Genomic DNA, 13,062 nt, shown 5'->3' on the forward strand with positions numbered 1-13,062 from the left:
GGCCCATCGGCGCGGCCCGTTCGGTGTCTCCGCGGGCACCCCGCGCGGTGAGGTGGGGCCCTTCTCGGCGCCCCACGTCACCGGAGCCGTGTGTCGGACAGGGTCTAGGCGTCGCCACCCCGGGTGGAGCGCGTGCGTACGACGGCGAACGCGGCGGCGGCCAGCCCCAGCACGCCCACGACCAGCCCGGCGACACCGAGGCCCCGTGCCGTCGAGTCGTCGGAGGAACTGGACGCCGAAGTACCGCTGTCGGTGGTGCTGTTGGCGGGTGCGGACGGGACCGGTGACGCGGTACCGCCTTCCGCCGGGCTCTCGGCGGTCAGCATGAGGACCGGCGCCGGGTTCTCCGGCTCGTCGCCGCCGGACGGCTCCTCGATCCAGCGGACGGTCTTGCCGTCGGAGTAGCTCTGGAGCGTCTTGAAGGCCAGCCGGTCGGTGTCGTCGGGCAGTTGACCGAAGGCCACGTCGAAGTCCTCGTAGTGGCCGGGGCCGATCTTGCCGCCGGTCCAGGTGATCTGCGAGACGGCGTCGGTGATGGTGCCGTCGTCGGTCTTGACCGGCTTCTTCAGCTTGGTCTCGGTGACCTTCGCGGTCCAGCCGTCCCGCGGGGACACGAGGACACCGAGCAGGGGGTGGTCGGTGGGGAGGAACACCTGCACCTTGGTGGTGCTCGCGCCGTCCTCCTCGTTCGGTACGCGGAAGGTCAGCACACCGTCCGTGGCTCCCTTGGCGTAGCCGCCGGGATGGACGGTCACGTGCGCGGACGCGACGCCCGCGGCGGCGAGGAGTCCGGCGGCGGTCAGGGCGGTGACGGCGCCGGCGCGGCGCAGGGTGGTGCGGTTCGGGGACATGAGCGGATCGGTCTCCGTACTGAGAGGGGGGTGTGTCGGGTCGGATCGCGTACGGCGTCCCCGTGGGCGGTCCGCGCCGGTGCACGGCGTACCGCAGTCGCGTCACCCTCGGCGACCGGGAACCCCGGCGGGGCCGGCGCCCGGAAGGCGTACCCGGCACGTGTCCCGTCCGCCGGACCGACCGCCACCAGGCGGCCAGCCCCGGGAGGAGCGTGGCCGTCCGCCGCAGGAGCGACCACAGCGCGGCCTCTCCCCGCCGCAGCCACCAGGTCAGTACGAGGGCGGCCGCGAGGTGCGCGGCGGTCGCGTGAGGTGTCACCGCGTGCACCGGACCGTCGGCCGTCCGCATGCCGTGCCCGGCCGTCATGGCGTGCCCGGCCGTCATGGCGCGGTGCGGTCCGGCGGCGTGGAACAGCAGGTGCAGGCCGCCCTGGGCGGCGAGCGTCGCGGCGCCGATCCCGGTCAGCGACCGCTCGCGGCCGCCCAGGAGACACGCGCCCGCGAACACCGGCAGGAGACCGGCGGCCTGGAGGCGCACCGAGGGGACCGTGCCCGAGGCGAGCGCGTGCCCGGCGGCGGCGAGCAGCACGCAGAGCACCGCGAACACCGCCGCTCGCACGCTCCGCACCGCCAGGGACACCCGCACGGCGACAGATGCTGCCATGCCCGCCGTCCTCGTGGGGCCACCCCCACGCCTCGTCCCGTCGTACCCGCACCCTGTACGAGCGGGAGGCGGCGACCGTTCAACCGCCCCGGGTTGACCCTCCACCTTGTCGAGGGCCCAGAGTCGAGGGCGTGGAGAACGACATGCGAAGCATCGGGGAGATGGCCCGGCAGGGCGGACCGAGCGTGAGCGCGCTGCGGTTCTACGACCGTGCCGGTGTCCTGGTCCCCGCCTGGGTGGACCCCGTCAGCGGCTACCGCTGGTACGGGCCCGGGCAGTTGGCGGAGGCCCGGCTGCTGGCGCGGCTGCGCCGGGCCGGCATGCCCCTGGCCGACATCCGGCTCGTCCTGGCCGGCTGGTCCGGCACGGACACCGATCTGGTGCGGGGGCTGCTGGAGGCCCACCTGCGCCGTCTCGAACGCGGGCTGTCCGACGCGCGCGCCGAGTTCTCCGCGCTCCGAGCACTCCTCGACCACCGGGAGAACCCCATGACCTCACCGCACACCGCCACCGTCGACCTGACGGTTCCCGCGCCCGAGCTGGCGGCCGCGCTGGACGCCGTCCGTTTCGCGGCCGGTGCGGACGCCGAGCTGCCCATGCTCGGCGGCGTCCTGTTCGACATCGAGGGCGACGTCCTCCAGGCCGTGGCCACCGACCGGTACCGGCTGGCGGTCGCACGAGCCCGCACGACGGGGTACGGCGGGCCCCGCGCCCAGGTCGTCGTACCGCTGCCGCTCGCCGACGCGATGCGGGCGCTGCTGACCGGACCGGGGTCGGCGCGGGTGGCGGTGGACGGTGACCGGGTGACGCTGGAGACCGACGGCGGTCAGGCGGCCGGACCGGTTCCCGGCCACGAGTTCCCCGACCACCGCCGCCTCGTCCGGCTGCCGGCCGGTCGCCGGGCCCCCGTCGACACGGCGGCCTTCCGACAGGCCCTGGAGACCGGCCCGGCGCGCGTGGGCGGGACCCGCGAACAGGACGGCGAACATCACGAACTCAGCGTGCTGAGGGTGACGGACGACGGCTCCGTGCTCGTGTGCGGGGACACCGACGACGCCACGGACGACGCCGCCGTCAACCGCGACTTCCTGCTGGACGCGCTCGCCGCCGGCGCCAGGGAACGGCTCGTCCTGGAACTGGGCGCCCCCACCGCCCCCCTGGCCCTCCGCCGCCCCGACGGAACCGCCTTCTCCCTCCTGATGCCGGTCCGCCTGGAGAACTAGCACCTTCCCGTCTCACCGCGCCGGGCTCACCGTGGCCGGTAGGTTGACCGCCGACACGCCTCGAAGCAGCACAGCGCCGGCTGTGACGTACGGACGGCCCCCGGGGTCAGCGTGTCCGGACGGTATCGAGCGAGGAGGCAGCCGTAATTGGCCACGATGCAGACGGGAACTCCCGTCCCCGACCGTGCCGAGGTGCTCGGTCGGGCGATCCCGTTCGACCGAACTCGCTGGCTGTCCGTTCTGCCCGGCGGCGACTGGTGGCCCGACGAACTCGACGACTGCCCCACGGTGGGCGGCCGGCCCAGGGTGGACCGCGAAACCGTGTTCGGCATAGCCCGCCGGGCGGACACCCCGCAGGGCCGTCGGCACCTGCTGACCGCCGCTCTCGTCTGGGGCACCGGAACGAAGGCGCAGTCGGTCGCGCGGCGCGCCCGCATCTTCACTTCGCCGCGGTCCCAGGACATCGAAGCGCACCTGGCGTCAGCCCTCGGCCTGCTGAGAAGGGAGGGAGCCGAAGCGGCGTACAGCGCCTTTCGCGAGACGCGCCGGATCAAGTTTCTCGGCCCGGCGTTCTTCACCAAGGTGCTCTACTTCGCCGGCCATGAGCAGTGCGACCCGGTGGTGGCGCCCCGGCCGCTGATTCTGGACCGTTACGTGGCCCTGGCGCTGCGGGCCGAAGCCCCTGACGAGAAGTGGCGCCTGGGTGGCTGGACCACCCAGCGCTACCTCCGGTACCTGACCTTCGCTCACGATCAAGCGCAACGCGTCGGTGTCCGGCCCGACCAGATCGAGGCGGCGCTGTTCGCCCGGGGCGGACAACTGCGCTGAGCCGGCCGGAGAGTGCCGGCACCGCGGGTGCGATGCCGACGACCGTGGTGGGTCTCACATCAGCCGGCGGCCTGCCGCGGCTCCGTCCGGGTCGTCGGCCAGGACGACGGTCGCGGTGACGCGTTTGCCCATCGGTTCGCGGTGGACGGCGAAGCTCTGGCTGACCGCCATCACGATCTCCAGTCCGTGCTGCCCGATACGGTCCGGGTCGGGTGCCAGGACCGCCGGGAGCCTCGGGTCGCTGTCCCACACGCTCACCAGGACCGCGCCGTCCTCGACCGACAGGGTCAGCAGGCAGGGGCCGGGGGCGTACTTGCGGGCGTTGGTCACCAGCTCGCTCACCACCAGCTGCACCATGCCCATCGCCCGGCCGGACACCGGCAGGCCGTGCACGGCCTGGACGTCGGACAGGAAGGAGCGGGCCAGTTCGCGTGCCGCGGCGATGCCCTCGTTCCCCTCGAAGGCAGCGGACACCGACCCGACGGCCTGCTGCCGTGACCGTCGCTCCTCACCGTCCTCAGACAGGTGCATGCAGTCGCCTCACTTCCGAAGCGTCCTTCGTCATCCAGCCGCTTACCCTGAAAACGTCAACTCGTCCCCCGACCTCTCACGCGTTTCGTCCCCAGCCGGTTGCACCGACGGTACCGGTAGCGGTGTCCGTGCGGTCACCCGCCTCTCGCTCGGGCCGGGACCGAGCGAGGAGGACGATCGTGCCGCGGCCCGATCGAGAACCGCCCGAAGAGCTGCTCGCCTTCGACACCGGCGACCTCGAGGACTGGGACGAGGGGCGCGCGCGGGCCGCCCTCGCCGGGAGACACGGCGCCCTGTACCGCGACCATCTGCTCATCGCACTGCGTCCGGAGGCGTGGGCGGAGGCCGAGAGCGGGCGCACGGACACCGACGCCCGCCACCGGGCCGGGTACACCCAGGCCCTGCGGGACGTGGCCGCCTTCCTGCGGCAGACGTACTACCTCCCCCCGGAGCCGGACTGAGCGCCCGGCGCCCGGCGGGAGGCCTCAGGCGGGCCGTCCGCCGTCCTCGGCGTCCGTGTCCGTCCCCTCCTCACGCTCCCCGGCCTCGACGCCCTCCAGGGGGTTGCCGGCGGTCGTGCCGTGCCCCGTCCGGTAGCCCTCCTTCGCGCTTGCCGTGCCCGGTACGACCCGCTCCTGGGCCTGGCTCTCCGAACCCGAGTGCGCCCCGGGCTCCTCCGGGCTGCGCGCGCGGTCGAAACGGTCGTCGCGGTCCTCGTGGTCGTTCTGCCGGTCGTTGTGATCGGTCATGTCGCTCACTTCCCTGGACGTCGGGTCGCCGCCGGGTTCCCTGGGGCCGGCGGCCGGAAACGGTCGCGCGTCAGCCGGCGGAGCGGGTCTCGCCCGGCCTGCGCACCACCGTGAGCAGGCCGTCGCGTCCGGCCACGGCGTCCAGGGCCAGGGTGCGGTACCCGGCCTGGTCGAACAGGACCGTGATGCGGTCCTTGTCCTCGCTGAGCACGGTGCCGTCGCCCCACTGCCCGTGCCGCACCTCCGTGCCGACGGGGAAGGCGGCCGCCGCGGGGTGGGCCGGCCGTTCCTCCGCCGGGGCGGTGTCCTGCTCCGCACAGGTGTCGCAGGTCCCGCACGGCGGCGTGTAGTCCTCACCGAAGTAGCCGAGCAGGAAGTCCCGTCGGCAGCCGGTCGTCTCCGCGTACGCCCGGGCCATCTCCACCCGTGTCCGGTCGGTCAGGCGGTGTGCCTGCGCGGTCCGCGCGGCCCGCTCGGCCGCCTGGCCGGAAGACAGGCCGGGGTCCGGGCGGACGTCGCCGTCCTCGCCCGTGGTCACGGCGTCGGCCTCCTCCAGCAGGTTGACCGCCGCGGTGACCCGGTTCCGGGACAGGCCGGTCTCCCTGCGCAGCTCGTCGAGGTCGGCGGGGTCCTCCTCGTGGTCGTGGACGGCGTCGGCGACCTCGGACAGGACGTCGTGGCTGGGGGTGCGGCCGGCGAAGTAGGTCTGCATGCCGGTGTCCTCCGGCCGGTAGTGCAGGACGGCGAGGGACGGGCGCCCGTCCCTGCCGCCCCGGCCGATCTCCTGGTAGTAGGCGTCCAGGGACCCCGGCAGCGAGGCGTGCAGGACGAACCGCACGTCCTCCTTGTCGATGCCCATGCCGAACGCCGAGGTGGCGACGACGACGTCCGCCGCGCCGGAGAGGAAGGCGTCGTGGATGCGGGCGCGTTCGGCGGCCCGCAGGCCGGCGTGGTAGGCCTCGGCGGCCAGCCCCAGGGAGGCCAGTTCCGCGGCGTAGTGCTCGCTGTCCTTGCGGGTCGCGGCGTAGACGATGCCCGGCTTGGGTTCGGCGGCGGCCCGCTCGACCACGGCCCGGCGCCGGTCGTCGTCGTCGAGGAAGCGGCGGACCTCCAGCCGGATGTTCGGCCGATCGAACCCGGTCACCAGCTGCCGTGGCCGGCGCATGCCGAGCCGCTCGGCTATCTCCTTGCGCACCGGCGGCGCGGCGGTGGCGGTCAGCGCGATCAGCGGCGGCCTGCCCACCCGGCGTACCGCCTGTTCCAGGCGCAGGTAGTCGGGGCGGAAGTCGTGGCCCCACGAGGACACGCACTGGGCCTCGTCGACGACGAACAGGGCCGGCCGCGCCGCTGCCAGCCGCTCCGCCACCTCGTCCTTGGCCAGCTGCTCCGGTGACAGGTACAGCAGGCGGGCCTCGCCGCGGTCCACCGCGTCCCAGACGGCCTGGGCCCGGGAGGCGCTGAGGTCGGAGTTGATCGCGACGGCGCCGGGGCCGCGGTCGCCGTCCGGGAGCCCGGCGATCTGGTCCCGCTGGAGGGCGAGCAGCGGCGACACCACCACGACCGGTCCGGCCAGCATCAGGGCGGGCACCTGGTAGACGGCGGACTTGCCGGACCCGGTCGGCATGACGACGAGGGCGTCCTCGCCGTCCAGCACCCACTGCATGGCGGTGAGCTGCTCGGGCAGCAGGGTGTCCCAGCCGAACACGTCGGCGGCGATCTCCCGCAGGCGCGTCTCCCGGTCCTGCTCCGTCCGCTGCCCCTTCCGTCCCATGACCCACTCCCTCGCTGTTCGGTGCGGACGCCGTGTGCCGCGTCCGTCGCGCCGACCTGGGTACCCGCCGGACCGGCCGCGTACCGGCCGGAGGCGGACCGGGCGGTGATCGTGTTCCCGGGTGTCCTGTCCGGACCCCGCCGGAGGTACCGCGGGGAATGCGGGGATACTGGAAGTGGCAGGGTCGTCACCTCCGTTCCTCCGGGGCGGGTCGGCCGGTTCCGCCGAGGTGTCCCTCCGGGGTGGATCCCCGTGGTCCCGGCGGCGCACAGGATGCCGACCCTCGGGCGCGGCGCCCGGAAGGACGCAGCTCATGACCGAACAGCCGTCCGTGCTCCCCGACCTCACCTCCGTCCTGTTGAGCACCGACTCCGTGGAACGGTTCCTCCAGGTGCTCGCGGACCGGGCACTGACCCTGGCGCCTGCCGCCCAGGGCGCCGGGATCACCCTGGAGCGGCGGGGCCGGCCGCTCACCGTGGTCAGCTCCGGCACCGGTGCCCCCGAACTGGACGAGGCCCAGTACGGGCAGGACGACGGGCCCTGTCTCCAGGCACTGCGCACCGGCGAGGAGGTCGACGTGGGCGACATGCTGGACGAGCCGCGCTGGGGCCCCTACCCGGCGTACGCCGCCGCCCGCGGGACCCGCTCGTCGCTGTCGCTGCCGATCGCCGCGCACACGCACACGGCCGGTGCGCTCAACCTGTACTCGCCGAAGGCGCCGGGTTTCGCCGACGCCGACCTCACCGGCCTGCGGTCGCTGGCCGCGCAGGCCACCGGGGCGATCGCCCTCGCGCAGCGCCTCGCCGACGCGCGGGAGTACGCCGACGACCTGCGCGCCGCGATGGAGTCCCGGGCCGTCATCGACCAGGCGATCGGTGTGATCATGGGCAGGCGCGGGTGCCGGGCCGAGGAGGCGTTCGGGCTGCTGCGCGCGGCCTCCCAGCGCCGTAACGTCAAGCTCCGTGACCTGTGCGGGGAGTTGCTGACGTCCGTCGGCGGCGGCCCGCCGACGGACGGTCGCCCGCTGCGGCCCCGCCCCTGAGCCGCGCGCCGTCCGCGCGGGTCACCGGGGAGCGTCCCCGTCCGTGTCCCGCGCTCGCCCGGGCAGCAGGTCGAGGGTGACTCGGGCGAGGGCCCCGGGGGCCGAGAAGTGCACGGCGTGCCCGGCTCCCGGTACGGACAGCAGGCGGCCCTGCGGGAGCAGCGCGGTGACTTCCCTGGCCCAGGCCTCCGGCACGACGGGGTCCCTGGCTCCCCGGGCCACCACCACGGGTGTGCGCAGCAGGTGCAGCTTGCTCTCCACGGGGTCGTCCAGCGCGTACCGGCAGGTGCGCAGGGCGCGGCGCGGTCCGCACTCGGCGTAGCTGGTGAGCAGCGGTGGCCACAGTGCGGGACTCTCCCACGGGATGTCCCGCAGCAGCCGGGCCGTCTGGGTCCACAGCGAACGGGCCCGCCGGTCGAAGGTCGGCCCGTCGAGCACCACCGGCCCCACCAGTTCGGGCGCGTGGACGGCCAGGTCGACGACGATCTGGCAGCCGATGGAGTTGGCGACGAGGACCGTCGGGCCCCGGCCGGTGGCGCGGAGCCAGTCGGCCAGTGCGAGGGACAGCTGCCGTATGCCGAGGGCCCGGCGCGGTCCGCGGGTGCGGCCGAAACCGGGCAGGTCCGGGGCGACGGTCCTGGCGTGCGGGGCGAGAGCCCGGGCGAACGGCAGCCAGTAGCGGTAGGAGCAGCCGAGACCGTGGACGCACACCACCTCGGGGGTGTCGCGCGGGCCGAGCGCGGCGGCGTGGACGCGGGTGCCGGCGGCGGGCGTGAACGTGTGGCTGTCCCAGCGGCTCAACGGGCCCCGGCCCGGTGTGCGAGGCCCGCCGCCGCGCCGGCCAGCAGGGTCGCGGTGGCCAGCCGACGTACGGCGGTGCGGCGGCGTCCGCCCCACCCGCCGTGGGCGGCGCCGGCGCCGGGGGCCGGGGCGTGCAGGTTGCCGTGGGAGGGCGGGGCGGGCTCCTCGCGGGACAGATGGGTGCGGTGCGCCTGGTGAGCCATCATCCCTTCCACGGTGCCCGACGTGATCCTGGACTGGAGGACCATGGAGCGGCCCATCGGCCCGACCACGACCTCGCGTCGGGGAGTCCGCACGAGGCGCACCACGGTCCGGGCCACCCGCTCGGGGCTGTGGACCGGGGGCATCGCCACGGCCTTGCGCCCGGTGTAGTTCGCCGCGTGCTCGAACAGCGGCGTGTCGATCGTGGCGGGCAGCACGGTGCACACGTGGACGTCCTCGGCCCCGTCGAGCGGCAGCTCCTGGCGCAGGCTGGAGCCCAGCGCCCGTACGGCGTGCTTGGACATGCCGTAGGCGTGGGTGTACGGCTGGGTCACCACGCCGACGATGGAGGAGACGTTCACCAGGGTGCCCCGGCCCTGCTCGCGCATCACCCGCAGGGCGGCGCGGGCGCCGTGCACGTACCCCATCACGTTGACGTCCAGGACCCGGCGGAAGTCGTCGAGGGGCACTTCCTGGAACGGGGCGAAGACGGTGACGGCGGCGGCGTCGACCCAGACGTCGACGCGGCCGAAGCGTTCCGTGGCCCGCCGGGCGAGGTCGTCGACGGCCCGGCCGTCGGTCACGTCGGTGGGCACGGCGAGGGCGCGGGCCCCGCGGTGGCGCTCGCACTCCCGGGCGACCGCCCGGAGCGCCTTCTCCCGGCGCGCCGCCAGGACCACGGCGCATCCCTTGCGGGCGAAGGCCAGGGCGGTGACGCGCCCGATGCCGCTGGAGGCTCCGGTGATCACGACCACGGAATCACGCACTCGCATCTACGGTCCCTTTCCGCGCGTGTCGTCCGCGCTGTCATCCACGCTCGTACAGCGACGCTTGTCACGCGCCCAAGTCGTGCACGTACGTTCGTCCGGCACGTCATGCCTCGTCCGCGCCCGTTCCGCGCGGACCGTGTCGTCCGGTCGGGTGGACGGCCGCCCGGCGAACCGGGCGGCCGTTCTCACCGTTTCGTCGGCCCATGGCCGGGCCGGGCGGGTCCGTGCCGCCTCACGCCGGGGTCGGCTCGTACGTCCAGCGCAGCAGGGCGCCGAGGCCGCCGGTCGGGATGTCCGGGTCGCCGCCCTCGTCATCGACGGGGATGACCAGGACGTCGGCGGCCGTGACGGCGGCGGCGCGCAGCAGCGCGTCGTCGGCGCGGACCGCGGTCGGGTCGCTCTCGCCCAGGGTCCTGGCTTCGGTGCGGCGCACCGCCACCTGGTCGGGCTGGGCGCCCACCCAGGTCTCGCGGCCCAGTTCCGGCCCGTCGGGGCGGACGAGCAGCGTGTCGATGCGGTGCTCGCGGGCCGCCTCCACGAGCGCGGGAAGGCCTTCCACCGCGTCCGTGGGCCGGTCGGTGCCCACGCGTCCGGCGCGGAACCGGTCGAGTGCCTCCTCGACGCGGCGGTGCGTGTACTGCCGCCTGGCCTCCTCGATGGCTTCCTCCAGCGCGGGCGAGGCCGAGCCCGCGGCGCGACCGCCGTGCTCGGTCTCGACGGTGACCTGCCGGACGGCGTCGGGAAGCCGGTGGTGCACGGCGGGCCGCTCCCGGGGGTCACCGGCGAGCACGACCAGGTCGGCGCCGGACCTCTCGTAGGCGGCGCTCAGTGCGTCGGCGATCTCGCCGGCGTTGTGGTCCCAGGTGTTCTCGACCTTGAGCTGGAAGTGCCGCTCGGACCAGTCGGCCGAGCCCGTGCGGTGCACGGGGTGCGGCCGGCCCTCGACCTGCCCGGCGTCCTGCGGGCCGGTCGCGCCGCGCAACTCGAAGTCGGCGCCGGTGCGGTCGATGTAGGCCACGAGGCAGACCGGGTCCTGCCCGGTCAGTTCCAGCAGCGGTGTCAGGCGGGGCAGCGCGGCCCAGCAGGCGATGGGGCGCTGCGGCGCACGGGAGAGCCGGTGGCTGAGCACGACCTCGCCCCCGGTCGCGAAGACGACCCGGCCGGCGGGGTCCTCCGCCGGCGTGATCCGGGTGAGGGCCTCGCGGACGGCCTCCGTGGTCGCGGCGTCCGCGCCCGCCTCCTCCAGCGACCGGCAGGCCTCGCGGACGGACAGCTCGTGCTGCTTGGCGCCGGACCCGTCGCTGTGGGCCGGGCCGAAGTAGACGGTGGCGTAAGGGCCGGGGCGGTCGAAGAGCGGCTGTAGGAAAGACAGGTGCACGCTTCCTCCTCCGTGTGCGGTTACTTCTCCTCGAAGTCCTCGGGGCTGATCCCCGCCTCATCGAGTGCTTCCTCGACCGTCCGGCCGGTCGCGCCCGCGGCGGACCGGTCGGTATCCGTGTCCTGGAGGATCTCGTCCGTCGACTCGGTCTTCGGCCGGTTCTCCTCGGGGACGGTCATGACGACTCCTTCTGCATGCGATTTCCGTACGGTCGTGATAAGGCGACACGGGACCGATTTGCCTCACCTGCGCCCGGTAAACACCCTTTCGCGCCCCGTCGGGAGTGGTACCTCCCGGTCCCGGACCGGGCGCGATCATCACCGTGCGTCGGCCGGGTCCCCTGCCCGTCCCCGGGCAAACGGCCGCTCAGCCGGCCCGGCCGTCGACGGGGGTGCGCAGCGCCTCCAGGAGGCGGTCGGCGCCGTCGGCGACGACGCCCTCGCGGAACTCGGCGGCGCGCTCTCCGGCGGCCACCCGTCCGGAGGTCAGGCACCAGTGCCACCAGCGGTCCAGCCGGGCCTCGTCGAGCGCTTCCGCGGGCACCAGGGCCGGCCAGCCGCAGGCCCGTGCCTGCGCGGTGACCTTCGCCCCACCCTCGACCGGGTCGACGGCCAGGGCCGGTACGCCCGCCCGCAGTGCGAGGACCAGCCCGTGCAGGCGGTCGGTGACGACCAGGTCCAGCCGGGTGAGCACTGCCTCCAGCTGGGCGGGCGTCGCGCACAGCCGCCAGTCGCGGACATCGAGCCGGGTGTCCAGTTCCAGCCGGGCGCAGTCCTTGGCCAGGAGCCAGCGGGTGACCTGCTCGGCGACCTGGTCGTGCCGCCGCTGCCGCCCGTACTCGTGCTGGCCGTGGGTGAGGACCACGCCGACGACCGGCGGCGGCGGGAGAGCGGGGGCCCGGGCGGCCAGGTCCCGGCCGGGCGGGATGTCCGCGGCGTCCCGGGCCAGTACCCGGTGGAAGCCGGTGACGGCGGGGCCGTCCGGGGCGATGACGGACGTGCCGACGGCGATCCGCACGCAGTGCGCGAACGTCCGGTGGAGCTCCTCGATCCGCGGGCCGTGCAGGGGGCCGCACACGAACACGAGGTGGGAGTAGTTCTCGGGGCGTACGTCCGCCAGGTGGAGGGCCCCGGGACGGAAGCCGGGGCTCCAGGCGACGTCGTGAGCGACGCCCGCCCGCCCCAGCACGTCCCGGACCCGGTCCAGGGCCAGTACGTCCCCGGCGGTCGCCTCGCCGTGCAGAAAGCTGAACCACCCGGTCAGCAGCAGTCTCCGGCGTGTGTCCGGGGGTGTCCCCGGCAGTTGTCCGCGCACAGTGCGGGCGGGTTCCCGGCGGGGGCGGAGGGCAATCGCCGCGGCCGGCGAGATGACCCGTCCGGCCGGCCGGACGGGCTACTCGTTGTCGAACACTGCCTTCTGCACGTCGTTCGGGCCGTCGAACTGGTCGGTCGGGGCGTCGGACAGCTTCTGGACGAGGGTGCCGTCCGCGCCGTTGTCCTCGGCCAGCGTGACGAGGTCGTCCCGGCTGGCGGGATAGCTGGCGCCCTTCAGCGCCTTCTGGAGGTCGATCGGGCTGATGCTCGCCATGGTGGTCTCCTTGCCGTCTTCGGGGTCCGACTCCGGCACCCGTCGTGCCGGGCCGGCCGACACGTGCATCCTGCGCACAGGGTGTTGATCTCCGCACGTCGACTCCGGAGCCTTCCGGACGGCTCCGGACGGTGCCTTCCGGTCGACCGGTCCGCGTGTCGGCGCTGCGCGGTGGCGACGGCCGGGACTGGGGTGTAGCGTCGGATTCCAGCAGTCGTGGTTCCGAAGTCCCGTTCGCCCGTGATCGCAAACCACGGGCGTTCTTGCTGTTCAGCGTCTTTCCGAACCAGGGCGGCTCCTGCCGGGGCCCGAGAACGCGGGCCCGGTTCGCTCGAAGGAGACAGTGATGGCCAGCGGCACGGTCAAGTGGTTCAACAGCGAGAAGGGCTTCGGCTTCATCGAGCAGGACGGCGGCGGCCCCGACGTCTTCGCCCACTACTCGAACATCGCCACCCAGGGATACCGGGAGCTCCAGGAAGGCCAGAAGGTGGAGTTCGACGTCACCCAGGGCCAGAAGGGTCCCCAGGCGGAGAACATCCGTCCGGTCTGACCCTGCCGGGCACGGCACTGCCGGCCCACCCCTCGCACGTCGGTGACGCCCCCAAGGCGGGGCACGGGACCGGCCGGGCGGCACCGCCGCCCGGCCGGTCCCGCACGTCGGGGGCC

Annotated in this window: 15 protein-coding genes; 5 read left to right on the top strand and 10 right to left on the bottom strand. The window is 74.4% G+C overall.

Features of this window, described 5'->3' with window-relative positions; genetic code table 11:
• Positions 1-104: 104 nt before the first annotated feature.
• Entirely contained in the window at positions 105-851 is a 747-nt protein-coding gene (locus tag ACIQVT_RS05260; protein WP_403747720.1) for a YcnI family protein, read from the bottom strand.
• Between the two features lie 807 nt (positions 852-1,658).
• Here ACIQVT_RS05260 and ACIQVT_RS05265 point away from each other — a divergent pair.
• Positions 1,659-2,738: a MerR family transcriptional regulator gene (locus ACIQVT_RS05265; protein WP_403747722.1), complete on the top strand. Its 1,080-nt coding sequence runs from the start codon at positions 1,659-1,661 to the stop codon at positions 2,736-2,738.
• Positions 2,739-2,894: 156 nt separating this feature from the next.
• Complete coding sequence (locus ACIQVT_RS05270) at positions 2,895-3,566, top strand: hypothetical protein (protein WP_403747946.1); 672 nt, start codon at positions 2,895-2,897, stop codon at positions 3,564-3,566.
• Positions 3,567-3,620: 54 nt separating this feature from the next.
• On the opposite strand, the gene ACIQVT_RS05275 is transcribed toward ACIQVT_RS05270, so the two are convergent.
• Entirely contained in the window at positions 3,621-4,097 is a 477-nt protein-coding gene (locus ACIQVT_RS05275; protein WP_403747726.1) for an ATP-binding protein, read from the bottom strand.
• Between the two features lie 179 nt (positions 4,098-4,276).
• Between ACIQVT_RS05275 and ACIQVT_RS05280 the strand changes: the two genes are divergently transcribed.
• Entirely contained in the window at positions 4,277-4,558 is a 282-nt protein-coding gene (locus ACIQVT_RS05280) for a hypothetical protein (protein WP_403747728.1), read from the top strand.
• A gap of 24 nt (positions 4,559-4,582) precedes the next feature.
• On the opposite strand, the gene ACIQVT_RS05285 is transcribed toward ACIQVT_RS05280, so the two are convergent.
• Together ACIQVT_RS05285 and ACIQVT_RS05290 are read right to left on the bottom strand one after the other, a co-directional pair.
• Complete coding sequence (locus ACIQVT_RS05285; protein WP_403747730.1) at positions 4,583-4,846, bottom strand: hypothetical protein; 264 nt, start codon at positions 4,844-4,846, stop codon at positions 4,583-4,585.
• A gap of 70 nt (positions 4,847-4,916) precedes the next feature.
• A complete protein-coding gene (locus ACIQVT_RS05290) occupies positions 4,917-6,617 on the bottom strand; it encodes a RecQ family ATP-dependent DNA helicase (RefSeq protein ID WP_403747733.1) in 1,701 nt (566 codons plus the stop codon).
• A 313-nt stretch (positions 6,618-6,930) separates the two neighbouring features.
• On the opposite strand from ACIQVT_RS05290, the gene ACIQVT_RS05295 reads away from it, so the two are divergent.
• Positions 6,931-7,659, top strand: coding sequence for a GAF and ANTAR domain-containing protein (locus ACIQVT_RS05295; RefSeq protein WP_403747736.1), 729 nt, complete (start codon positions 6,931-6,933; stop codon positions 7,657-7,659).
• A gap of 21 nt (positions 7,660-7,680) precedes the next feature.
• Here the strand turns inward: ACIQVT_RS05295 and ACIQVT_RS05300 are convergent, their stop codons facing one another.
• The 6 genes from ACIQVT_RS05300 to ACIQVT_RS05325 all read right to left on the bottom strand — a co-directional run bounded on the left by ACIQVT_RS05300 (position 7,681) and on the right by ACIQVT_RS05325 (position 12,396).
• Complete coding sequence (locus tag ACIQVT_RS05300) at positions 7,681-8,460, bottom strand: alpha/beta fold hydrolase (protein WP_403747738.1); 780 nt, start codon at positions 8,458-8,460, stop codon at positions 7,681-7,683.
• The gene (locus ACIQVT_RS05305) at positions 8,457-9,434 is read right to left on the bottom strand and encodes an SDR family oxidoreductase (protein ID WP_403747743.1); all 978 of its coding nucleotides are present in this window, start codon (positions 9,432-9,434) and stop codon (positions 8,457-8,459) included. The genes ACIQVT_RS05300 and ACIQVT_RS05305 overlap by 4 nt, the downstream gene beginning before the upstream one ends.
• 229 nt (positions 9,435-9,663) lie before the next feature.
• Positions 9,664-10,809 (bottom strand): Vms1/Ankzf1 family peptidyl-tRNA hydrolase, encoded by a 1,146-nt coding sequence (locus ACIQVT_RS05310; RefSeq protein ID WP_403747748.1) that lies wholly within the window; start codon positions 10,807-10,809, stop codon positions 9,664-9,666.
• Between the two features lie 20 nt (positions 10,810-10,829).
• Positions 10,830-10,988 carry a hypothetical protein gene (locus tag ACIQVT_RS05315; RefSeq protein ID WP_403747750.1) on the bottom strand — a complete coding sequence of 53 codons (159 nt, stop codon included), beginning with the start codon at positions 10,986-10,988 and terminating at the stop codon, positions 10,830-10,832.
• 187 nt (positions 10,989-11,175) lie between these two features.
• Positions 11,176-12,123: a polysaccharide pyruvyl transferase family protein gene (locus ACIQVT_RS05320; protein ID WP_403747754.1), complete on the bottom strand. Its 948-nt coding sequence runs from the start codon at positions 12,121-12,123 to the stop codon at positions 11,176-11,178.
• A 78-nt stretch (positions 12,124-12,201) separates the two neighbouring features.
• On the bottom strand, positions 12,202-12,396 hold the full coding sequence (locus tag ACIQVT_RS05325) for a DUF2795 domain-containing protein (RefSeq protein ID WP_403747758.1): 195 nt from the start codon (positions 12,394-12,396) through the stop codon (positions 12,202-12,204).
• Positions 12,397-12,742: 346 nt separating this feature from the next.
• Here ACIQVT_RS05325 and ACIQVT_RS05330 point away from each other — a divergent pair, with 346 nt between their 5' ends.
• Positions 12,743-12,946, top strand: coding sequence for a cold-shock protein (locus ACIQVT_RS05330; protein ID WP_121785754.1), 204 nt, complete (start codon positions 12,743-12,745; stop codon positions 12,944-12,946).
• Positions 12,947-13,062: the final 116 nt, after the last annotated feature.

The sequence above is a fragment of the Streptomyces sp. NPDC100445 genome, assembly GCF_044759735.1.
Classification (GTDB): Bacteria; Actinomycetota; Actinomycetes; order Streptomycetales; family Streptomycetaceae; genus Streptomyces.

Coding starts and splice junctions, on each gene's coding strand:
- ACIQVT_RS05260 (WP_403747720.1), bottom strand. CDS start 851: ATGTCCCCGAACCGCACCACCCTGCGCCGCGCCGGCGCCGTCACCGCC.
- ACIQVT_RS05265 (WP_403747722.1), top strand. CDS start 1,659: ATGCGAAGCATCGGGGAGATGGCCCGGCAGGGCGGACCGAGCGTGAGC.
- ACIQVT_RS05270 (WP_403747946.1), top strand. CDS start 2,895: ATGCAGACGGGAACTCCCGTCCCCGACCGTGCCGAGGTGCTCGGTCGG.
- ACIQVT_RS05275 (WP_403747726.1), bottom strand. CDS start 4,097: ATGCACCTGTCTGAGGACGGTGAGGAGCGACGGTCACGGCAGCAGGCC.
- ACIQVT_RS05285 (WP_403747730.1), bottom strand. CDS start 4,846: ATGACCGATCACAACGACCGGCAGAACGACCACGAGGACCGCGACGAC.
- ACIQVT_RS05290 (WP_403747733.1), bottom strand. CDS start 6,617: ATGGGACGGAAGGGGCAGCGGACGGAGCAGGACCGGGAGACGCGCCTG.
- ACIQVT_RS05295 (WP_403747736.1), top strand. CDS start 6,931: ATGACCGAACAGCCGTCCGTGCTCCCCGACCTCACCTCCGTCCTGTTG.
- ACIQVT_RS05305 (WP_403747743.1), bottom strand. CDS start 9,434: ATGCGAGTGCGTGATTCCGTGGTCGTGATCACCGGAGCCTCCAGCGGC.
- ACIQVT_RS05315 (WP_403747750.1), bottom strand. CDS start 10,988: ATGACCGTCCCCGAGGAGAACCGGCCGAAGACCGAGTCGACGGACGAG.
- ACIQVT_RS05325 (WP_403747758.1), bottom strand. CDS start 12,396: ATGGCGAGCATCAGCCCGATCGACCTCCAGAAGGCGCTGAAGGGCGCC.
- ACIQVT_RS05330 (WP_121785754.1), top strand. CDS start 12,743: ATGGCCAGCGGCACGGTCAAGTGGTTCAACAGCGAGAAGGGCTTCGGC.